Annotated in this window: 21 protein-coding genes and 1 tRNA gene; 17 read left to right on the forward strand and 5 right to left on the reverse strand. The window is 67.5% G+C overall.

The features are described from left to right. The 10 genes from D105_RS0101130 (at position 1) to trpC (ending at position 8,944) form a co-directional block, all read left to right on the forward strand. Complete coding sequence (locus tag D105_RS0101130) at positions 1-666, forward strand: energy-coupling factor ABC transporter permease (protein WP_018875970.1); 666 nt, start codon at positions 1-3, stop codon at positions 664-666. Between the two features lie 143 nt (positions 667-809). Beyond that, complete coding sequence (locus D105_RS0101135; protein WP_026279172.1) at positions 810-1,133, forward strand: c-type cytochrome; 324 nt, start codon at positions 810-812, stop codon at positions 1,131-1,133. Between the two features lie 190 nt (positions 1,134-1,323). Beyond that, the gene (gene rpe, locus D105_RS0101140) at positions 1,324-2,013 is read left to right on the forward strand and encodes a ribulose-phosphate 3-epimerase (protein WP_018865930.1); all 690 of its coding nucleotides are present in this window, start codon (positions 1,324-1,326) and stop codon (positions 2,011-2,013) included. Between the two features lie 23 nt (positions 2,014-2,036). After that, positions 2,037-2,720, forward strand: a complete 684-nt coding sequence (locus D105_RS0101145; protein ID WP_018865929.1) for a phosphoglycolate phosphatase — start codon at positions 2,037-2,039, stop codon at positions 2,718-2,720. A gap of 102 nt (positions 2,721-2,822) precedes the next feature. Then, positions 2,823-4,310 carry an anthranilate synthase component I gene (gene trpE / locus D105_RS0101150; protein ID WP_018877231.1) on the forward strand — a complete coding sequence of 496 codons (1,488 nt, stop codon included), beginning with the start codon at positions 2,823-2,825 and terminating at the stop codon, positions 4,308-4,310. An 11-nt stretch (positions 4,311-4,321) separates the two neighbouring features. Further along, the gene (locus D105_RS0101155) at positions 4,322-5,122 is read left to right on the forward strand and encodes a triacylglycerol lipase (RefSeq protein ID WP_018877232.1); all 801 of its coding nucleotides are present in this window, start codon (positions 4,322-4,324) and stop codon (positions 5,120-5,122) included. Positions 5,123-5,264: 142 nt separating this feature from the next. Further along, positions 5,265-5,858, forward strand: coding sequence for an aminodeoxychorismate/anthranilate synthase component II (locus D105_RS0101160; protein WP_018865926.1), 594 nt, complete (start codon positions 5,265-5,267; stop codon positions 5,856-5,858). Positions 5,859-5,890: 32 nt separating this feature from the next. Beyond that, entirely contained in the window at positions 5,891-7,069 is a 1,179-nt protein-coding gene (locus D105_RS0101165; protein WP_018877233.1) for a multidrug effflux MFS transporter, read from the forward strand. Positions 7,070-7,097: 28 nt separating this feature from the next. Beyond that, positions 7,098-8,132, forward strand: a complete 1,035-nt coding sequence (trpD, locus tag D105_RS0101170) for an anthranilate phosphoribosyltransferase (protein WP_018865924.1) — start codon at positions 7,098-7,100, stop codon at positions 8,130-8,132. Continuing rightward, positions 8,129-8,944: an indole-3-glycerol phosphate synthase TrpC gene (gene trpC, locus D105_RS0101175; protein ID WP_018877234.1), complete on the forward strand. Its 816-nt coding sequence runs from the start codon at positions 8,129-8,131 to the stop codon at positions 8,942-8,944. Before trpD ends, trpC begins: the two co-directional genes overlap by 4 nt. A 94-nt stretch (positions 8,945-9,038) precedes the next feature. On the opposite strand, the gene crp is transcribed toward trpC, so the two are convergent. Next, positions 9,039-9,686, reverse strand: a complete 648-nt coding sequence (gene crp / locus D105_RS0101180; protein ID WP_018865922.1) for a cAMP-activated global transcriptional regulator CRP — start codon at positions 9,684-9,686, stop codon at positions 9,039-9,041. 233 nt (positions 9,687-9,919) lie between these two features. Here crp and D105_RS0101185 point away from each other — a divergent pair, with 233 nt between their 5' ends. Both D105_RS0101185 and speD read left to right on the forward strand, forming a co-directional pair. Next, positions 9,920-10,348 (forward strand): OsmC family protein, encoded by a 429-nt coding sequence (locus D105_RS0101185; RefSeq protein ID WP_018877235.1) that lies wholly within the window; start codon positions 9,920-9,922, stop codon positions 10,346-10,348. 86 nt (positions 10,349-10,434) lie between these two features. Then, a complete protein-coding gene (speD, locus tag D105_RS0101190) occupies positions 10,435-11,244 on the forward strand; it encodes an adenosylmethionine decarboxylase (protein WP_017942843.1) in 810 nt (269 codons plus the stop codon). A gap of 57 nt (positions 11,245-11,301) precedes the next feature. On the opposite strand, the gene coq7 is transcribed toward speD, so the two are convergent. Together coq7 and D105_RS0101200 are read right to left on the reverse strand one after the other, a co-directional pair. Next, complete coding sequence (gene coq7 / locus D105_RS0101195; protein ID WP_018865920.1) at positions 11,302-11,943, reverse strand: 2-polyprenyl-3-methyl-6-methoxy-1,4-benzoquinone monooxygenase; 642 nt, start codon at positions 11,941-11,943, stop codon at positions 11,302-11,304. A 63-nt stretch (positions 11,944-12,006) separates the two neighbouring features. Then, positions 12,007-13,305, reverse strand: coding sequence for a (Fe-S)-binding protein (locus tag D105_RS0101200; protein ID WP_018877236.1), 1,299 nt, complete (start codon positions 13,303-13,305; stop codon positions 12,007-12,009). Here D105_RS0101200 and D105_RS0101205 point away from each other — a divergent pair. From D105_RS0101205 to D105_RS0101225, 5 genes are all read left to right on the forward strand, one after another. After that, entirely contained in the window at positions 13,304-14,041 is a 738-nt protein-coding gene (locus D105_RS0101205) for a YdiY family protein (protein WP_018865918.1), read from the forward strand. The genes D105_RS0101200 and D105_RS0101205 overlap by 2 nt on opposite strands. A gap of 97 nt (positions 14,042-14,138) precedes the next feature. Next, positions 14,139-14,444, forward strand: coding sequence for a ferredoxin (locus D105_RS0101210; RefSeq protein WP_018865917.1), 306 nt, complete (start codon positions 14,139-14,141; stop codon positions 14,442-14,444). Between the two features lie 65 nt (positions 14,445-14,509). Continuing rightward, a tRNA-Met gene (locus D105_RS0101215) sits at positions 14,510-14,586 on the forward strand. A gap of 167 nt (positions 14,587-14,753) precedes the next feature. Further along, positions 14,754-14,963 carry a hypothetical protein gene (locus tag D105_RS0101220; RefSeq protein ID WP_018865916.1) on the forward strand — a complete coding sequence of 70 codons (210 nt, stop codon included), beginning with the start codon at positions 14,754-14,756 and terminating at the stop codon, positions 14,961-14,963. A 211-nt stretch (positions 14,964-15,174) separates the two neighbouring features. Next, the gene (locus tag D105_RS0101225) at positions 15,175-17,424 is read left to right on the forward strand and encodes a hypothetical protein (RefSeq protein ID WP_018875990.1); all 2,250 of its coding nucleotides are present in this window, start codon (positions 15,175-15,177) and stop codon (positions 17,422-17,424) included. Positions 17,425-17,460: 36 nt separating this feature from the next. Here D105_RS0101225 and D105_RS0101230 read toward each other — a convergent pair whose 3' ends face one another. Continuing rightward, on the reverse strand, positions 17,461-18,474 hold the full coding sequence (locus tag D105_RS0101230) for a M14 family metallopeptidase (RefSeq protein WP_018865914.1): 1,014 nt from the start codon (positions 18,472-18,474) through the stop codon (positions 17,461-17,463). Positions 18,475-18,482: 8 nt separating this feature from the next. Further along, the gene (locus tag D105_RS0101235; protein ID WP_018877237.1) at positions 18,483-19,922 is read right to left on the reverse strand and encodes a glutamate-cysteine ligase family protein; all 1,440 of its coding nucleotides are present in this window, start codon (positions 19,920-19,922) and stop codon (positions 18,483-18,485) included.

The raw sequence follows: 19,922 nt of genomic DNA on the forward strand, positions 1-19,922 counted from the left end.
ATGGTCGAGGGGGCGGGCGAACTCCCGGTCGCGCTCCGCGTGCTGTCCGCCGTGCTGCTGGGCCTCGGCATGCTGGTGATGCTCCGGCGCATGCCCTGGGAGGCCTTCTTCGTGCCCGGTCGCGCGCAGCTGTTCGTGATCGCCACGCTGTGCCTGCTGCTGATCTGGAGCCTGCGGGCGCAGACGCTCGATGGCCTCGCCCTGCACTTCCTTGGCATGACCACCGTGACCCTGATGTTCGGCTGGCAGCTGGCGATCCTGATGGTGTTTCTGGTGGTGGCGACCCTGGGCCTGTTCGGCGCCCTGCCGCTGGCGGCCTTCCCGCTGACGGTCCTGCTGGCCGGCATCCTGCCGGTCGCGGTCACCTGGGGGTTGCTGCGGCTGTCCCAGAACTACCTGCCCGCGCACATGTTCATCTATCTCTATGCGGTGGGCTTCCTCGGCGGCGCGCTTTCGGTGGTAGCGACCGTGCTGGCCTCGGCGGCGATCTACGGCCTGTTCACCGAGCTGGCCTGGGTCGACATCTATCGCGACTACCTTCGCTACCTGGCATTGCTGGTGCTGCCCGAGGCGGTGGTCAACGGGATCGTGATTACCGGGCTGGTGATGGTGCGCCCCGAGTGGCTGGCGACCTGGTCGGACGAGCGCTACATCCACGGCCGCTGAGGCCGAGAATGGCCTGGTGCCGCGCTGCAGGGATGCCCCTGTTTGATTCTGTGTTAATGCAGCATTCAGGAACACCCTGCTACCGTTCGCTTCAAGACAGGGCGATGACCCTGTCCAGGATCGTGAACGAGGAGACCACAACAATGAAAACCAAGCTGTTCGTGCTGGCCGGTATCGCCGGCAGTGTCCTGATGCTGTCCACCATGGCGCAGGCCGCCGACATCCAGGCCGGTCAGTCCAAGTACCAGAACACCTGCGCCAGCTGCCACGGCGCGCAGGGTCAGGGCCAGGCGATCTTCCCGGCGCTGGCCGGCAAGGACGCCGACTACCTGACCGACAAGCTGGAGCGCTATCGCGCCGGCGAGGAGGTGGGTGACCACACGGCCCTGATGCGTCCTCAGGCCCAGGGGTTGAGCGATGACGACATCGCCAATCTGTCCAGCTACATGGCGGCCGAGTTCAACTGATCCGGGCGCACTGCCGCTGGCAGGCGAGACCGCGACGGGCCGGGGGGTTTCCCCCGGCCCGTTTGCGTTGGAGGGCGCGTCACATGCGTCGCCTTTTGCCTGGCATGGCGGCATCCGGTAAAGTTTCGCGGTTCCGAGAGCGTGGCCGATGGTCGGCCCCGCTATCCCAGAGATCCCTGCGAGGCTTTCCATGGCACAACCCGATTTCATCGCCCCGTCCATCCTGTCCGCCGATTTCGCCCGTCTGGGCGAGGAAGTCGACAACGTCCTGGCCGCCGGTGCCGATACCGTCCACTTCGACGTGATGGACAACCACTACGTGCCGAACCTGACCATTGGCCCGCTGGTCTGCGATGCCCTGCGCAAGCACGGCGTGACCGCGCCGATTGACGTGCACCTGATGGTCAAGCCGGTGGATCGCATCATCCCGGACTTCGCCCAGGCCGGTGCCAGCTACATCACCTTCCACCCGGAGGCGTCCGACCACATCGACCGCACCCTGCAGCTGATCCACTCCGAGGGCTGCAAGGCCGGACTGGTGTTCAACCCGGCCACGCCGCTGTCCTATCTCGAATACGTGATGGACAAGGTCGACATGATCCTGCTGATGTCGGTGAACCCGGGCTTTGGTGGCCAGAAGTTCATCCCGAACACCCTCGACAAGCTGCGCGCCGCGCGCAAGATGATCGACGACTCCGGGCGTGACATCCGCCTCGAGATCGACGGCGGCGTGAAGGCCGACAACATCCGCGAGATCAAGGCCGCCGGGGCCGACACCTTCGTCGCCGGGTCCGCGATCTTCGGTGCCGGCAGCGACTCCGATCCGAACCGCTACGACAGCATCATCCAGCAGATGCGCGACGAGCTGGCCAAGGCCTGAATCGACGGCCACTGGAGACCGGGATGTCCCTGAAACGCCCCCGCATGATCCTGATCGACCTGGACGGCACGCTGATCGACAGCGTGCCGGACCTGGCCTACAGCGTGGACGCGATGATGCGCGAGCTGGGGCTGCCCGAACGCGGCGAGCCGGCCGTGCGCAACTGGGTCGGCAACGGGGTGGAACGGTTGGTCAAGCGGGCGTTGGTGAACGACCTCGAGGGCGAGCCGGACCCGGAGGCCTTCGAGCGGGCATTGCCCGTCTTCATGCGCATCTACCAGGAGAACACCGCCGGGCGCTCGCCACTGTACCCGGGCGTGCGCGAGGGGCTGGACCAGCTGAAGGCCGCGGGCTTCCGCCTGGGCTGCGTGACCAACAAGGCCGAGCGCTTCACGGTGCCGCTGCTGCGCGAGAAGGGCATCCTCGACGACTTCGAGATCGTGGTCGCCGGCGACGCCCTGCCGCAGAAGAAACCGGACCCGGCGCCGCTGCTGCATGCGGCGAAGGAGTTGGGTGTAGACCCCTCCGAGGCGCTGATGGTCGGGGACTCGAAGAGCGACGTGAAGGCGGCACGCGCGGCCGGCTTCCAGATCGTCTGCATGACCTACGGCTACAATCACGGCGACGACATCCGCGACGAGAACCCGGACGCGGTTCTCGACCGGCTGGACGAACTGCCCGGACTGCTGCCCGCTCGGGCGGCCTAGGGAAACACGGACCCATGATTGCAACGGACCGGACAACGGAGCGATGGCGAGACGGCGAATGATCCGCCGCGCCGTCCGTCCCCCTTGTCAGGAACCGTTGTGATGACCCCCGAACAGTTCGATCAGCTGGCCCGCGAGGGCTATAACCGCATCCCGCTGGTGCGCGAGGTCCTGGCGGATCTCGAAACCCCGCTGTCCATCTTCCTGAAGCTGGCCAACCGGCCGTACTCCTACCTGTTCGAGTCGGTGCAGGGCGGGGAGCGCTGGGGTCGGTATTCCTTTATCGGGCTGCCGGCACGCACCCGCGTGCGGGTGCACGGCCATGACATCACGGTGGAGACCGATGGCGAGGTGGTCGAACAGACCACGGAGACCGACCCGCTGGCCTGGGTCGAGGCCTACCAGGCGCGCTTCAAGGTGGCCGAACTGCCGGGCCTGCCGCGCTTCACCGGTGGTCTGGTCGGCTATTTCGGGTTCGAGACCGTGCGCCTGATCGAGCCGCGCTTGGAAGGCCCGGAAAAGCCCGATGCCCTGGGGCTGCCGGACATCCTGCTGATGGTCTCGGAGGAGGTCGTGGTCTACGACAACCTCTCCGGCCGGCTGTACCTGGTGGTGCACGCCGATGCGACCCAGGCCGATGGCCAGGCCGTGGCGGCCACGCGTTTGGATGAGCTGGAGACCCGTCTGGGCGAGCCCCTGGTGCCCCCGGAGGATCTGCCGCATCCGCATGCGGTGCCGGAGTACGTGCCGGGCTGGTCGGCCGAGGGCTTCCAGACCGCGGTCGCGCGGGCGCAGGAATACATCATGGACGGCGACGTGATGCAGGTGGTGCTGGCGCAGCGCATGAGCGTGCCATTCTCCGCGCCGCCGCTGGACCTGTACCGCGCCCTGCGCGCGCTGAACCCCTCGCCGTACATGTACTACCTGGACCTCGACGACCACCACGTGGTCGGGGCCTCGCCGGAGATCCTGGTGCGCCTGGAGGACGACCGTGTGACCGTGCGCCCGATCGCCGGAACCCGCCCGCGCGGGCGCACCGAGGAGGAAGACCGCGCGCTGGAGGCCGAACTGCTGGCGGACCCGAAGGAGCGCGCCGAGCACCTGATGCTGATCGACCTCGGGCGCAACGACGTCGGCCGGGTCTGCGAGATCGGCTCGGTGGAGGTGACCGACACCATGAGCATCGAGCGCTACTCGCACGTGATGCACATCGTCTCCAACGTGGAGGGCCGCCTGGCCCCGGGGCACTCGCCGATGGATGTGCTGCGCGCGACCTTCCCCGCCGGGACGGTCTCCGGTGCGCCGAAGATCCGGGCGCTGGAGATCATCGACGAGCTGGAACCGGTCAAGCGCGGCCCGTACTCCGGCGCGGTCGGCTACCTCTCCTGGTCCGGCAACATGGACACCGCGATCGCCATCCGCACGGCCGTGCTGCACGACGGCGAGCTGCATATCCAGGCCGGGGCCGGCGTGGTGCACGACTCGGTACCCGAGAGCGAGTGGCAGGAGACCCTGAACAAGGGACGTGCGGTGGTGCGCGCGGCCGAGACCGCCCTGGGTGGCCTGGGGCCCCGGCGCCACCGCGACTGAGAAGACCAACTATGCGCGGCCGCCTTTGCATCCTGTTGCTGGCGCTGCTGGTAGGGCTGCTACCGGGGCTGGCGGCGGCGCAGATCGTGGTGCTGGTGCCCGGTGGCTGGGATCGCGGCGACGGCTTTCGCCATGCCGGCGTCACTGCGGCCCTGAACGCCGCCGGATATGCCGATGGCGGCCGGGCCCGGGCTCGGCCGGAGTCCCCCTGGTTCGATCGTGCTCCCGACCCGGCCCCGCGCCAGTTCTATACCGTGGACCTGCCGGCGGGCGGAGTGCCGCCCGAGCGCGCGCGGGCGCTGGGTCAGGTCGTCGAGGCCCTGGCGCGGCGCCATCCGGGGCAGGAACTGGTGCTGGTCGGGCATTCCAGTGGCGGTGTTGTGGCGCGCGAGCTGCTGGTGCGCCAGCCGCACCCGGCAATCTCCACACTGGTGACGTTTTCCGCTCCGCATGCGGGGGGCGGCTGGTCCGCCCTGGCGCGTTCGGTGACGGATGCGCTGGCCGATTCTGCCCTGGGGTTGTATGCCCCGTTTATCGGGCTCGGGGGTATGCACCGGCGCGAGGGTCTCTGGGGGCCGGAGGGCACCTCGCCGGATGCGGCCCACCTCGAGTGGCTGAATACGCGGGAGCACCCGCCCATCCGCTACGTGTCGGTGGTGCGCCTGGCCGACCCGTGGGTGGATGCGGCCAGTCAGGACATGAATCGTCTCCCGGCCCTGCGCGGCCGGGCGCATACCCTGCCGAGCCCCGGCGGGCACCGGCTGGAGGCCGCCGACGGCACCCTGCTGGCCGCGCTGCTGTTGCCGCGATGAGCGTGCCGGGTTTCGCCAGCGCCCATGCGGTTGCGGGCCGGCGGACCCGGGGCCGGGTTATGCTGGGCCCTGTCCGCTCCACGCGCGTGAACATCGATTCGCGTAGCGGTCCTGTTTCCTCCGTTCTGCAGGGACGTTCGACATGATCCTGATGCTCGACAACTACGATTCGTTCACCTTCAACCTGGTCCAGTATCTGGGCGAGCTGGGGGCCGAGGTGGTGGTCCACCGCAACGACTGCATCACCCCGGACGGGATCGCGGAACTCGCCCCCGAGGGGATCGTGATCTCGCCGGGACCCTGCACGCCGAACGAGGCCGGGGTATCGCTGGAGGTGATCCGGCGCTTCGCCGGCGCGATCCCGATCCTCGGAGTCTGTCTCGGGCACCAGGCGATCGGGCAGGTCTTCGGCGGGCGCGTGGTGCGCGCCCGCGAGATCATGCACGGCAAGACCTCGCCGGTGTATCACACCGGGGTGGGGGTGTTCGCCGGGCTCGAGAATCCACTGGAGGCCACGCGCTACCACTCGCTGGTGGTCGAGTCGTCCTCGCTGCCGGAGTGCCTGGAGGTCACCGCCTGGACCCAGCGCGAGGACGGCGCGCGCGACGAGATCATGGGCCTGCGCCACCGCGAACTGGACGTCGAGGGCGTGCAGTTCCACCCGGAATCCATCCTGACCCGCCAGGGCCACGAACTGCTCGACAACTTCCTCCGTCGCCTGCCCCAGCCGGCGTGACCCAGACTCGACGCACCCGGTGGCGCTTCGCGTTGCTGGTGGCGCCGCTGTCGATGCTGGCGCCGTTCTCGCTGGATACCTATCTGCCTTCGTTCCCGGCGATGGCGGAGGCCCTGCGGGTCGACTCCGGCGCGATGCAGGCGACCCTGTCGGCCTACCTGGTCGCCTTTGCGCTCGCCACCCTGGTGGCCGGCCCGCTGTCGGATACCTTTGGCCGGCGCCCAGTGGTTTTGTGGGCGCTGGTCGGCTACGTGATCAGTTCCCTGCTGTTGGTGCTGGCGGTCGAATACTGGCAGGTGATCGGGTTGCGGGTGGCCCAGGGGCTGTCCGCGGCGGCCGGGATTGTGGTCGGGCGTGCAGTGGTGCGCGATCGCTTCGAGGCCACCGATGCGCGCCGTGTCCTGGCGCTGATCACCATGATGTTCGCGATTGGCCCGGCGGCCGCCCCGATTGTCGGCGGCTATCTGCAGGCGGGGTTCGGCTGGCGCTCGGTATTCCTGTTCCTGACCCTGTACGGCGTGATCCTGTTGCTGGCGATCCGGGTCTGGCTGCCGGAGACCCTGCCACCGGTCGGCCGTGCCTCGGGCAAGCCGGCTCTGATCCTGCGGGGGTATCTCGGGACCCTGCGCAACCCGCCGTTCCTGCGCCCGGCCCTGGTACATGCCGGGCTGTTCGGGGCGATGTTCCTGTTCGTCGCCGCCTCGCCAACGGTGATCTATGTCCACCTGGGCGGACAGGAACAGGACTTCTGGTGGCTCTTCCTGCCGCTGGTGGGCGGCCTGGTGGTGGGCGGTTTTGTGGCCGGGCGCACCGCCAGTCTGTTGAGTCCGCCGCTGGCGATCAGTATCGGCGTGGGGCTGGCCGGGATCTCGCTGGCGCTGGTGGCGCTGGGGATCCTCACCGAGGGTTCGGTGGTCGCGGTGACGCTCCCGTTCGCGCTGTACAGCTTTTCCCTGGCCACGGCCGTTCCGTCGCTGAACCTGCTGGCGCTGGACTGCTATCCGGGCGCCCGTGGCATGGCCTCGGCCATGCAGGCCTTCCTGCAACTGGGGTTCAGTGCCCTGCTGGCGCTGTTCCTGGTGGACCGACTGGACGACCACCTGCCGTGGCTGATCGGCGGGTCGCTGGTAATCTGGGCCGCCGCGGCGCTGCTGTGGTGGAGCGGCCCGGAGGCGCGTGGTCGTCGCGCCCCGGCGCGGACGTTAAACTAACGGCTTCGATTTTCCGCAGGAGCAACCCGTGACGGTGCAACAAGCGATAGCGGCTCTCATCGAGCGCCAGGACCTGGACGCGGCAACCATGACCGCGGTGATGCAGGCGGTGATGACCGGCGAGGCCACCGATGCCCAGATCGGGGGGTTCCTGGTGGCCCTGCGCATGAAGGGCGAGACGATCGAGGAGATCCGCGCGGCGGCCGGCGTGATGCGCTCGCTGGCCACTCGGGTGGACGTGCCGCGAACCGGGCTGGTGGATACCTGCGGCACCGGCGGCGACGCCTCCGGTACCTTCAATATCTCCACCGCCTCGGCGCTGGTCGCGGCGGCCGGTGGCGTGCGGGTGGCCAAGCACGGCAACCGTTCGGTGTCGTCGAAATCCGGCTCCGCCGATGTTCTGGAGCACCTGGGGATCCATCTCGGGCTGTCGCCGGAGGCGGTCGGGTCCTGCATCGAGGAGGTCGGCGTCGGCTTCCTGTTTGCCCCGGCCCATCATGGCGCGATGAAACACGCGATCGGGCCGCGCAAGGAGCTCGGCGTGCGCACGCTGTTCAATGTGCTGGGGCCTCTGACCAACCCGGCCGGGGCGCCGAACCAGGTGCTCGGCGTGTTCTCGGATGCCTGGGTGCGGCCGCTGGCCGAGGCCCTGAAGGGCCTGGGCAGCGAGCATGTGCTGGTGGTGCATGCCGAGGACGGCCTGGACGAGATCAGCATCGCGTCGCCCACCCGGGTGGCCGAGCTCAGGGACGGCGAGATCCGGGAATACACCATCCGTCCGGAGGACTTCGGGCTGGCGACCACCGCACTGGATGCCGTGCGCGTCGACAGCGTGGAGGCCTCGGCCGACATGCTGCGCGGCGTGCTGGACGGTCAGGTGGGCGCGGCGCGTGACATCGTGCTGCTGAACGCCGGGGCGGCGATCTACGCCGGCGGTGGCGCGGACACGCTGGCCGCGGGCGTCGAGGCCGCCGCCCGGGCCATCGACTCCGGCGCGGCCCGCGAACGGCTGGAGCGCCTGCAGGCGACCAGCGCACGACTGGCAAACAAGGAAGCACAATGACCGAAGCCAACGCAGTACCCGATATCCTGCAGCGCATCCTGGAGCGCAAGCGCGAGGAGCTGAAGGAGCGCGAGGCGTTCTGGCCGCTGCGCGAGCTGCGCGGCTGGATGGGCTCGGCGCCTGCGCCGCGGGGGTTCCGCGCGGCATTGCAGCGCGACATCGACGCCGGCCGCGCCGCGGTGATCGCGGAGATCAAGAAGGCCAGCCCGAGTCAGGGCCAGATCAGCCCCAACTTCAACCCGGAGGCCTTCGCCCGCAGCTACGAGGAACACGGGGCCACCTGCCTGTCGGTGCTGACCGACGTGGACTTCTTCAAGGGGCGCGATGGCGACCTGCGCGATGCGCGCGTGGCCTGCCAGCTGCCGATCCTGCGCAAGGACTTCGTGATCGACCTCTATCAGGTCTACGAGGCGCGGGTGCTGGGGGCGGACTGCGTGCTGCTGATCGCCGCGGCGCTGGACGACACGGCCCTGCACGAGCTGTACTTCCTGACCCGCGAGCTGGGCATGGATGCCCTGGTGGAGGTGCATGATGCCGAGGAGCTGGAACGGGCGAGGAAGATCGGCGCCGACCTGATCGGCATCAACAACCGCGACCTGCACAGCTTCGAGACCCGACTGGAAACCACGCTGGAGCTGAAGGATCAGGCGCCGGAGGGCGCGCTGCTGGTAACCGAGAGCGGCATCCACACCCGCGAGGACGTCGCGCGCATGCAGGCTGCCGGGATCCATGCCTTCCTGGTGGGCGAGGCCTTTATGCGGACCGAGGATCCGGGCAAGGCCCTGGGGCAGTTGTTCCGCGGCGAATCGTAACCGCCTCCAGCGGGGCGTCGTGCCTTCAGGCTGGAGGCGGTGGCCAGGTACTACGCCCTTTCCGGCCGCAGGGCCCGGCGCGGCGGCACGGGCGTCAGCGCGTGCCGAACACCACGATGGTCTTGCCGTGCGCGGTGATCAGGCCGCGCTCTTCCAGATCCTTCAGCACGCGACCGGCCATCTCGCGCGAGCAGCCGACAATGCGCGCGATCTCCTGGCGGGTGATGCGCAGCTGCATGCCGTCCGGGTGGGTCATCGCGTCGGGCTGGCGGGCGAGATCCAGCAGGGTGTGGGCGATACGGCCGGTGACGTCGACGAACGCGAGGTCCATCACCTTGCGCGAGGTCTGACGCAGGCGGGTGGCGATCTGGCTGGTCAGCAGCATCAGGATCTCGGGGTCGCGCTGGACGATCTCGCGGAACTGGGTGTAGGGGATCTCCGCGGTCTCGGTGTCCTCGCGGGTGGTGACGGTCGCGCTGCGCGGGTCGTCCTCGAACATGCCCAGCTCACCGAAGAACTCGCCTTTGTTCAGATAGGCCAGCACCAGCTCGTGCCCGTTGTTCTCGCCCAGTACCGAGACCGACCCGCTGACGACGTAGTACAGCGTGTCGGGAACCGTGCCCGAATGGATGATGGTGGTGCGCTTGCGGTACTGGCGGCGGTGGCAGTAGCCGAGAAAACGCTCCAGCGCGGGCGACGGCTGGGCCGGGCGGTAGACGAACGGGTTGTTCAAGGCTTCCATGGTCACGTCCGATAGCAGCTTCCTGTGGATGTGCGCCAGTGTAATGCAGCATCTGGCCCCCGCACGCCGGGGTGGCTGGAACCGTTCACAAAATCCGCCGACAGGCCACTGATTTTGTGCAGCAGGTCCGCCCTGAGTAGAGTCCCTCTGAAGTATAGGCATGGATCCCTTCATCCAACAGCAGGAAGGGAGCACTGATTCATTGATCGGCACATCTTTAAAGGACGAGCGCGATGCGGGTGAAAGTGAAATGGCTGGACCAGGTGGCCTTTGTCGGCGAGACCGACAGCGGTCATGCGGTGGTGATGGACGGCGCGCCGGACGCGGGCGGCCGCAACCTGGGCGCGCGGCCGATGGAGATGCTGCTGCTGGGGATGGGCGGTTGTACCAGCTTTGACGTGATTGCGATGCTGAAGAAGGCGCGCCAGCAGGTGCTGGACTGCGAGGTGACGGTCGCAGGCACCCGGGCGGAGACCGTGCCCAAGGTCTTTACCGATATCCACGTGCATTTCCGGGTGTACGGCCATGACCTGTCGGAGAAGCAGGTGGGGCGCGCGGTCGGGCTCTCGGCCGAGAAGTACTGCTCGGCTTCGCTGATGCTGGGGGCCTCGGCGAAGGTGACCCACGACTTCGAGATCGTCGAGGGGCCGGCCCCGCGCTGAACGGGAACCCGGGTTCTTTCCTTGGACTCGGAGGCCGAGGCGTCTACAATTCGCCGCTCGCTGCGGCCCGGGCAAGAGGACACGCCATGCCTCGTCACAAGAAGCAGATCAAGCTCCACGGTTTCAACAACCTGACCAAGAGCCTGAGCTTCAACATCTACGATATCTGCTATGCCTCGGGTGACCGGCATCGCGACGAATACATCGCGTACATCGACGAGGCGTACAACGCCCAGCGTCTGACGCAGATCCTCTCCGATGTGGCCCATCTGATCGGGGCCAATATCCTCGATATCTCGCGCCAGGACTACGATCCGCAGGGCGCGTCGGTGACCATGCTGATCTCGGAGGAGCCGGTGGCCACCGAGAAGATCGGCTACACCGAGGGCCCCGGCCCGCTGCCGGAGACGGTGGTCGGTCACCTCGACAAGAGCCACATCACCGTGCACACCTATCCGGAGGCGCACCCGGAGGGCGGGATTGCAACCTTCCGTGCCGATATCGATGTGTCCACCTGCGGGCGCATCTCGCCGCTGCGCGCCCTGAACTACCTGATCCACAGCTTCGAGTCGGACATCGTGATCATGGACTACCGCGTGCGCGGTTTTACCCGCGACGTGCGCGGCAAGAAGCACTTCATCGATCACAAGATCAATTCCATCCAGGACTTCCTCTCGCGCGATACCAAGGAGAAGTACCAGATGGTGGACGTGAACGTGTACCAGGAGTACCTGTTCCACACCAAGATGGTGCTGAAGGACTTTGACCTCGACAGCTACCTGTTCGGGCTGGGCAAGGATGACTACTCGGCCAAGGAGGCCAAGCGCATCTCCAAGCTGCTCAAGCACGAGATGATGGAGATCTTCTACGGCAAGAACATGAGCCGCCCGAGCTGAGCGGCATGCGCCGCGCGTTGCGCGCGGCACCTGACGCCCGTCCTCTCGCCTGGCGAGTCAGATCCAGTAGGCGGTGCGCGTCATCACGCTGGAGGTCAGGGGCATCAGCAGATTGCGCACCGGCCACGGTGGCGCCTTGCCGCCCAGCGCCATGGCATGCGCGCCGTGTTCCACCTCGTCCTGCTTCATCTGCGCCAGGATGCGCGCCGAGACCTCGTCCTGGGCCGGCAGCCGCTCCAGGTGGCGGTCCAGATGGCGTTCCACCTGGCGCTCGGTCTCGTCGATAAAGCCCAGGCTGTAGGCGTCGCCGGTCAGGCCGGCCAGGGCACCCATCCCGAACGAGCCGACATACCAGAACGGCCCCAGCAGGCTGGTGCGCCCGCCCAGGTCGTGCACCCGACGCGCACACCAGTGCAGGTGGTCGCCCTCCTCGCGCGAGGCCTGGTCCAGGTGGTCGCGGATCGCGGGGGTGCGGGCGGTCAGCATCTGGCCCTGGTAAAGCCCCTGCGCCGCGACTTCCCCGGCGTGGTTCACGCGCATCAGACGGGTGGACAGGTCGCGCTCATGATCCTCCAGATGCGGGCCGATATCGTCCCCGCCCGGCGACGGGCGGCCGGTGGAACGGGCCTGGCCGGAGATGACCTTGACGAAGGCATCGGCCTGGTTGATCAGGTGATCCAGCGGGGAGAGTCGGCGCATGGTTCCGGTCCGGTTGGGGCATCAAGGCGTACCCCTCAAGGGTACCGCAAGCAGGGCCGGGGATCAGCGCCCAGCCGGGCCGTGAGCAGGGTTTTTCAGGCGCCGCGCCAGGAATCGCGCGGGCGACAGGATGGCCGGCATATCCGCCTGGTCGCCGGCCAGGGCGCGCAGGTGCACGCTGCACCCGACATTCGGACTGATGATCACGTCCGGCGCGCCATCGCAGAGCGCCTGCAGCGTCTCGGTGCCCAGGCCGTCCGCCATGGCCGGCTGGGTCAGCATCGCAGTGCCACCCGCGCCGCAGCAATTCGGTGCGCCGGCCACAGGCGTCAGGGAGACCCCGGACAGGCGCTCCAGCAAAGCGGGCAGTTCGCGCGCCTCGCGGGTGACGTTGCGCTGGGTGCAGGGCAGATGCAGCGCGATCCGGACGGGGGTGTCATCCCAGAGGTCCGCGGTGGTGCCCGCTTCCAGGTGCTGCGCCAGGAAGCGCGTGAGGCTCAGGCTGCGCCGGCCCAGGGTGCCTTCGGGGTATTCGCGCAGCGTGGCCTCGCAGCCACTGTCGAGGGCGATGACTGGCTGATCCCCGTCGCCAAAGGCCTCGAGGTTTCGTGTCTGCAGGGCCTGCGCGGCCGCGCGATGGCCGGTGTGCTGATCCAGCGCGCCGCAGCAGACCTGCCGCTGCGGGATCGCCACGCGCAGACCGAGGGCCTCGAGGACGTGCAGCGCCGCGTCCAGGTCGGGCCCGGTAAAGAAGCGGTCCATACAGCCGGTGAACAGCAGGACGTCGGCGTCGTCCGGCGTCGCGGTTGGGCGCAGCCGGGGGGCGGGGGCCAGGGAGTCCCGAGTATGGGCGAGGCTGCGTTCCCAGCCGCCGCGCGGGAGCAGGCGCTCCGCCCCCAGGCGTGCACCGGTCCGCGCGACCAGTCCCCCAAGGCTGCGCAGGGTTGGATGCAGCAGCGCCCGATGCTGGACGCTGTGCCGCCAGCGGTCCGCCCGCGACGGGGTGGCCGGGTGCTCGTCGAGGATCTCGCGGGCGTGATCGATCAGCGCCCCGAAGGGCACCCGTGCCGGGCACACTGCCTCGCAGGAACGACAGCCCAGGCACCCCTCGAGGTGCCCGCGCAGGCGCTCGGATTCGGGCGCAAGCCGGCCTTGCGCCAGACCCTGCATCAGGGTCAGTCGTCCACGCGGAGAGTCGCCCTCGACGCCGTGCCAGCCATAGGTCGGGCAGTGCGGCAGGCACAGCCCGCAGTGTACGCACTGGTCGGCGGCGGAAAGCCCCGAGAATCTCAGGGGCTGGTCCGATGCCCCCAGCGGCTTTGCTACGGTTTCGCCTTCATTTGATTCCGGGAGGTTTCCCATGCTCGTGCGTTCGTTTCGGCCCGTCGGGTCCGCGTTTGCCTCGCTCATCCTGCTGAGCATACCAGTCTCGCAGGGCCTGGCCTGGGAGGCCGAAGGCTGGCAGTCGACCATCGAGCTGGGGGCTTCCAAGACCACGGGGAACACCGAATCCACCACGGCCACGGGCCGCTTCCGCGCCGAGCACACCACCATCGACTGGCGGAATCGCATCCGGCTGGATGCCTACTTCCACGAGGAGGATGACGAGACCACCGGCGAGCGTTACGTCGCCGGCTACCAGGCGGACCGCAAGCTGGGCGAACACGACTATCTGTTCGGGGCGCTGCGCTACGAGCGGGATCGCTTCAGCAACTACGACTACCAGGGCTCGGCCACGGCCGGTTACGGTCGTCGCCTGATCGACGGCGAACGCGTGCGGCTGGACGGCGAGATCGGTGCCGGTATGCGCCAGGTGCGCATCCGCACCACCGGCGAGACCGAGAGCGAGCCGGTCGGCCGCCTGGCCGGCAACTTCCGCTGGGAGATCAGCGAGAACGCCCGTCTCACCGACGAGTTGCTGATCCTGACCGGCAGCGACAACACCGAGATCGAGAACATCCTCGCCCTGACCGCGGATGTCACCAGTCGGATGTCCCTGCGCACCAGCTTTACCGTCAAGCACAACACCGACGTCGAGCCCGGCGTGGAAAATACCGACACCATCACGGACGTCAGTCTGGTTTATCGCTTTCGCTGAAGCGTCGGCGCGCTGAAGGCACCGACGCGAACGTTGCCATCCGTCGTGTTGCGGGCGGCAGGGTTATCATAAGCCGCAGGGATCACTGGAGACTTCCATGGGCTACTACCAGCGCCATATCTTCTTCTGCACCAATTGCCGCGAGGACGGCAACTGCTGCGAGGACCACGGGGCGACCGAGATGCGCGCCTACGCCAAGACCCAGGCCAAGGCCATGGGCATCCACGGCAAGGGCCAGGTGCGCGTGAACACCGCCGGTTGCTTGGATCGCTGCAACGAGGGTCCGGTCGCGGTGGTCTACCCGGAGGGCGTCTGGTACACCTACCAGGACGAGCGCGACATCGACGAGATCCTGGAAGAACACCTCAAGAACGGTCGCGTGGTCGAACGCCTGCAGATCTGAACCCCGCCCGGCGCCGCGCTGGCTTGACTTTATGCGCCGGCCTCCGGAGAATTCGCAGCCCGCGTGGCTACGTAGCTCAGCTGGTTAGAGCACATCACTCATAATGATGGGGTCCCCTGTTCGAATCAGGGCGTAGCCACCATCGAATCCCGGACAGGGGCTGTCAGCGATATGGCAGCCCCTGTTTTGTTTGGGGCCCCGGGTGGGGCGGTGTTGTATTGCCGGTATGCAGGGGCTCGGATAGACTGCGCGCCGGGTCGCGTGCCTGCGCGCGGGCGGCCCCTCAAGGGAGCAACCTCGGACGAATCCATGAAACGCTACGGAATCCGCATCCGCCTGCCGGAAGGCAGCACCATGGCCATGCCGCACCTGCTGGGGCCGGACTGGGAATCCTATCGCTGGTACGACAGCGAACAGGCGCGCGAGAAGGCGCTGGCCGACATGCAGCGCGACCTCCCCAACTACCGCAAGGGTGATCACGTCGCCCAGGTCCTCGAGCGCGTCGAACGCGACGCCTGACCGCCTCCGTCTGTCCGCCGGTCGCCCGACCGGTGCTCGCATGATCACGTCATCCTGACCGACTGGATGCCGCGAACGGCGTCCTTCGCATCTTTGTGCCTCCTCGTGGTTGAAACATGCCCCCCTGCGTGCTTTAGTGCGGGGCACAAACGGAATTGCATCACATTTTTGGGGCCTATTCCGGCCGCTCGGACTGCAGGAGTCGTTGACCATGCCGACAGAAGACACCAGCGAGAACATGGACCACGCAGTGCAGACCGAGCCGGAGGCGACCCGGACTGCCGATACCGAGACCTCGATCCGCAATCCATCGCGGGCGGCCCGGGCGACCCAGCCGCGCAACGCGGCGCGGTCGAATGTTCTGGAGGGTCAGGTCGAGCGCGGCGGCGAGCCCCACTACTTCACCGAACGCGATCTGGACCGGATCCTCGAGAATCTGGACCACCTGCGCAATTCGGTCTTCCCGCGCCTGACCAAGGGCAGCCCGACCGAGGAACAAAAGCAGCAGTTCTTCCCGTCGGTGTGTCTTATTGGCGTTGGCCGCTGCGGTTCGAACATCGCGCTGGACGTGGCGGCGCTGGTGCACAGTGCGCGCTCCAACTATCTGCGCGAACTGGATAACGAGGAGGCCGGTGGGCGCGAGAAGGAAGGCCGTCCGCTGCGCTGGATTCGCAAGAGCCTGAATCTGCCGCCAGCCAACGCGGTGAAGCCCGTCTTCCTGATCGAGCCGATGGTGATGCTGGGCGACCTCGACAAGGACATCGAGGGCCGCATCCGCTTCTCCAACCGGGCGGGGCAGAACAACTTCATCGACAACTACAACAAGATGAAGATCATGGACCTGTCCGAGGTGCACGCGGGTGGCGCGGGCAATGCCCCCATCCTGGGCCAGTACCTTGCGCGCATCATTCTGAACAAGGACACCGACCAGTTCGCCAACGAGGACTGGAAGTTCATCCATTCCTATCTGATCGATTCCTGCGGTATCAAGGCGAATCAGTCACGACTGTACTTCTATATCTTCAGTGCCGGCGGCGGCACCGGCTCCGGGATGGCCTCCGAATTCGGCCTCGCGCAGCAGTACTCCTATATGCGCAAGACCTTCGATCCCAAGCTGGAGAAGCGCGAGGCCGCGAATCGCGACCATTCCTTCGTGTTCGAGCCGATCTTCGCGGCGGGGATCTGCATCCTGCCGAACATCCAGGACAACCGCGTCGAGATGTCCGAGGCGCTGCACATCAACGCGGGGCGTCTGCTGTGCAAGTACCTGGCGGAGGAATGGGACTTCTCCTACAACTTCGAGGCCGAAGAGACGCGTGACGAGGACATGATGCATCGCATCCGGCCGTGGAACGCGATGATGCTGATATCCAACGACATCATGCGCTACGCGGAGGAGACCGACGACGGCAACATCCGCCACGTCGACGTGAACGCGATGGAGCGTTACGCCAACCAGTACATCTCCCAGCAGATCTTCAACATCCTGACCGCGCAGGCGGTGACCACCGACTACGACGAGGACTACTTCCGGCGTGCCGGGGTGGATATCGGCGAAACCATTCGCCTGGATGCCAACGACCTGTTCATGAGTCTGGCCGGTCCGGTTGCGGTCGCCTACGCGGAATCGGAGGTGACTACTGGCGAGGAGGCTTCCTCCAAGAGCTCTGCGCTGGATATCGACGACTTGTTCTTCCGCTCGATCGACCTGCCCCACTTCAACAAGCAGACCGAGGCCATCGAAGGGATCAGCCTGCTGCCGATCGACGCCCCGCGCTACCGCGAGGCACTGAAGGGGTACAAGGAATCGGACATGGACGCGACGCACCTGCGCGATCTGCATTTCTTCAAGAACTGCTCGTCCATTGTCACGATTCTGTCCCTGCCGAAGGACTACAAGCTGTCCTACATGGACCTGAATCGCCTGAAGTCCCACCTGAACGGCCTGTTCCCGAATACCACACTCAAGCGCTACGCCCTGGTTATTGGCGCCTCGGCCAATCTGTCGCTGACCACCCTGGTGGTGAAGAGCCCGTGCCTGTCGGACGACTTCCTGACCCTGTTCGTCGCCTACATCAAGCGCTGCTTTGCCAACGACAAGACGCGCTTCGACGACACCCTGGACCATGCGGTGCTGGATCTCATCCGGGCCGAGGAGTTCGACGAGGCGCGCATCGACGAGATGCTGAACGAACACGAGAACCCCACGCGCATCCTCGATACCAACTGGTACGCGATCAAGCCGATGTACGAGAAGAAATACCGCGAGATGTGCAGCAACGAGAAGAGCTTTGTCTCGATCAACGACATCCGTCTGAGCCGCGAGAACGTCAAGCAGGCGATCCGTTACCTGCGCGAGATCTACCGTCACCGCACGAGCAAGACGCAGATCATCAGCCTGAACGACGGCGGCAAGGCGGCTACGGCGGCGTCGAAGCGCCGCGCCAGCAGCAAGAAGTAGGGTGGCGGCCGCCGCAACGGCAGCCGCTGGGGCGCGTCAGGGAAGGGACAGCGGCTCCATCAGGTAGCACAGGCAGTCCTGGGCGATGACCCGGGTGTCCAGTGTGAGCATGGACGGCATGGCCGGGCGCTTGAGCCGGATCTCCTGGCCGGCGCGCTCCAGATAATCCCCGGTGACCTCGGAGCCGTCCTCGGCGATCGCGACCAGCGGCTCGTCGGCATCTTCGTGCACCTGTACCAGACGGGAACCGGCGGGCAGCAGCTGGAAGTTCAGGCCGTCGAGATCGGGTTCCAGGCGCACGTCGTGCTGTGCCTCCAGCCCGGCCTGCAAGCCGGGGCGCACCCGGACCTGCGCGACGGTGTGGAAGAGCTCGATGGCGCCCTCGCGTGGCGGCTCGGGCACGAAGTGGTCCAGGTGCAGCACCGCGTCGATCATCTCCCGGGCGTGGTCCACGCCGGCGGCGTCACCGGGGTGGCCGCACTCCAGAGTGACGGCCGGCGCGATGCGTGCCAGGGCCATGGAGGCAACCCCGCGCGGCCGGGTGAAGTAGACCACGGTGCGCCCGAACAGCGCGGCCAGGTTCAGAAACGGGGACTCCAGGCGATTGATGCAGGCGTAATGGGGGTTGCGCCCGGTGTTGTTGTGCAGGTCGATCGCGGCGAACAGGCCGCGTCCCTCCAGGCGGCGGCAGAGCTCGGCAAAGACATCGGCCTCGCGCGAACCGGCCTGTTCGGTGCCCGGCCAGATGCGATTGAAGTCCGGCTGGTCGTCCAGGTGGCGCTGATTGACGGCCGCCGCCTGCGGGTTGCCCACGATCAGCGTCAGGGCGCGTGGCAGCGGCCGCCCGGTGTAATGACGCAGGAGCTGCTGTACCGCATGCAGGCCCACCGGTTCGTTGCCGTGCAGCAACAGGACCACGGCCACCGCGGGTTCGCGCTGGCCTTCCAGGTGGATCAGGGCCGGGCCGGGCACGCACTGGTGCAACGTCTCGGGCGTGGCCTCGAGGAAGCCGTCGGGTAGTTCGAAGTGTTCGATGATGGATTGCGTCACGGGTTTCCTCAGAGTCCCCAGGTGTGGACCGGCGCGCCGGTGTTCTGCCAGCCACGATAGGCGCGAACCAGCCCGGGCCAGTCGCGCCCGTGGCGTGCGACCCAGTCCCGCTGCCAGCGTGCGCCGGTCTGGCGGCTGGCCACGCGCGCGGCGATGATCCCGAGCAGGGCGTCGCGTTCGCTGCGCTCGATGCCCAGGCGCTCCAGGCCTTCGGCTGCTCGGGGCAGCAGGTCGCGGGTGATCAGGCGGGGCGCCGGGGCCGGTTCGCGGTGGCCCCAGCGCAGGCGAGCGTCCAGTCCGTGCCGGGCTGCATTGTAGAAGTTGTCGCGGGCCTCGGAAAACGGGGTCTCCAGCGTGCCGTCCGGCGATTCGGCGACCAGGTGCTCGATCAGGCCCAGGGCGAAGGCCGTGTTGGCCAGCATGTCGATCAGTGAGGGGCCTGCGGGCAGGCAGCGGAACTCCAGGCGCAGACTGCGGTGGCCATCGGCGTCGCAGCCGACGATGGGGCGGTTCCAGCGCCAGATGGTCCCGTTGTGGAAGGCGAGGTGAGCCAGCTGGTCGGCCGGTTCGTCCAGTGCCACCGGCAACAGGACCGGAAAGTGCTCCAGGTTCTCGGTGAACAGCTCGCCGATCGAGTCATGCAGATAGCCGGTGCCGAAGGTCACGCGCCGGATCGGGCCGCGTGCCGAGTTGGCGAATCCGCCTACCTCCACGGACTGCTCGAACAGCGGGATGCGGCTCTCGGCCCACAGGTCGTGGCCGAAGATGTAGGGCGTGTTCCCGGCGGTGGCGAGGACCGGAGCGGCCGCCACCAGCGAGGCGTTGTAGGCCCGATGGGCGCGATCGGGCCGGGTCTCGATATGCACCTGGAAGGAGGTCGCCGCGGCCTCCAGCATCACATCCGCGTGGCGGTGCCGCAGGTGTTCGTGGCCGACGATATCCACCTCCAGCGGGCGCTGGGCGCGCTGTTCCAGGATGGCGCTGTTCAGCGCCCGGTAGCGGGCCTGCCGGGACATGTGGTGGAGCCCGAGATCGGCTGGCTCCAGGGTCGGCAGGCTCCCGGCCATCAGCAGGTCGGCTCCGGCATGACGGGCGGCTCGCCGTGCCTGGCGCAGGGTCTCGCGCAGCTCCTCGAGGATCCCGCCGAAGCAGCCGGGGCCGGCGCGGAAGACGCTGCTGTTCAGTTCGACATTGAACTGGGCCAGCTCCCGGGTGGCCAGCGGGCTGTCCATCGCCGCGAGAAAGGCCTCGTTGACCGGCAGCGGGCGCCCTTGTGCGTCGCACAGCCAGGCCTCGATCTCGAAGCCGAGTCGCGGCGGCGGCGCGGGGTCGGCGGCCGCCTGTGTGCGCAGCCAGTCCAGCAGCCGGGCCGTCTCGTCGGCCAGAGCCTGGTGAAAACGGTCGAAATCCGCCGCGCCGAAGTGCTCCTCGCGGATTTCCCGGCCCAA

This window comes from Thioalkalivibrio sp. ALE28 (genome assembly GCF_000377425.1).
Taxonomy (GTDB): Bacteria; Pseudomonadota; Gammaproteobacteria; order Ectothiorhodospirales; family Ectothiorhodospiraceae; genus Thioalkalivibrio.

Coding starts and splice junctions, on each gene's coding strand:
- D105_RS0101130 (WP_018875970.1), top strand. CDS start 1: ATGGTCGAGGGGGCGGGCGAACTCCCGGTCGCGCTCCGCGTGCTGTCC.
- D105_RS0101135 (WP_026279172.1), top strand. CDS start 810: ATGAAAACCAAGCTGTTCGTGCTGGCCGGTATCGCCGGCAGTGTCCTG.
- rpe (WP_018865930.1), top strand. CDS start 1,324: ATGGCACAACCCGATTTCATCGCCCCGTCCATCCTGTCCGCCGATTTC.
- D105_RS0101145 (WP_018865929.1), top strand. CDS start 2,037: ATGTCCCTGAAACGCCCCCGCATGATCCTGATCGACCTGGACGGCACG.
- trpE (WP_018877231.1), top strand. CDS start 2,823: ATGACCCCCGAACAGTTCGATCAGCTGGCCCGCGAGGGCTATAACCGC.
- D105_RS0101155 (WP_018877232.1), top strand. CDS start 4,322: ATGCGCGGCCGCCTTTGCATCCTGTTGCTGGCGCTGCTGGTAGGGCTG.
- D105_RS0101160 (WP_018865926.1), top strand. CDS start 5,265: ATGATCCTGATGCTCGACAACTACGATTCGTTCACCTTCAACCTGGTC.
- trpC (WP_018877234.1), top strand. CDS start 8,129: ATGACCGAAGCCAACGCAGTACCCGATATCCTGCAGCGCATCCTGGAG.
- crp (WP_018865922.1), bottom strand. CDS start 9,686: ATGGAAGCCTTGAACAACCCGTTCGTCTACCGCCCGGCCCAGCCGTCG.
- D105_RS0101185 (WP_018877235.1), top strand. CDS start 9,920: ATGCGGGTGAAAGTGAAATGGCTGGACCAGGTGGCCTTTGTCGGCGAG.
- speD (WP_017942843.1), top strand. CDS start 10,435: ATGCCTCGTCACAAGAAGCAGATCAAGCTCCACGGTTTCAACAACCTG.
- coq7 (WP_018865920.1), bottom strand. CDS start 11,943: ATGCGCCGACTCTCCCCGCTGGATCACCTGATCAACCAGGCCGATGCC.
- D105_RS0101205 (WP_018865918.1), top strand. CDS start 13,304: ATGCTCGTGCGTTCGTTTCGGCCCGTCGGGTCCGCGTTTGCCTCGCTC.
- D105_RS0101200 (WP_018877236.1), bottom strand. CDS start 13,305: ATGGGAAACCTCCCGGAATCAAATGAAGGCGAAACCGTAGCAAAGCCG.
- D105_RS0101210 (WP_018865917.1), top strand. CDS start 14,139: ATGGGCTACTACCAGCGCCATATCTTCTTCTGCACCAATTGCCGCGAG.
- D105_RS0101220 (WP_018865916.1), top strand. CDS start 14,754: ATGAAACGCTACGGAATCCGCATCCGCCTGCCGGAAGGCAGCACCATG.
- D105_RS0101225 (WP_018875990.1), top strand. CDS start 15,175: ATGCCGACAGAAGACACCAGCGAGAACATGGACCACGCAGTGCAGACC.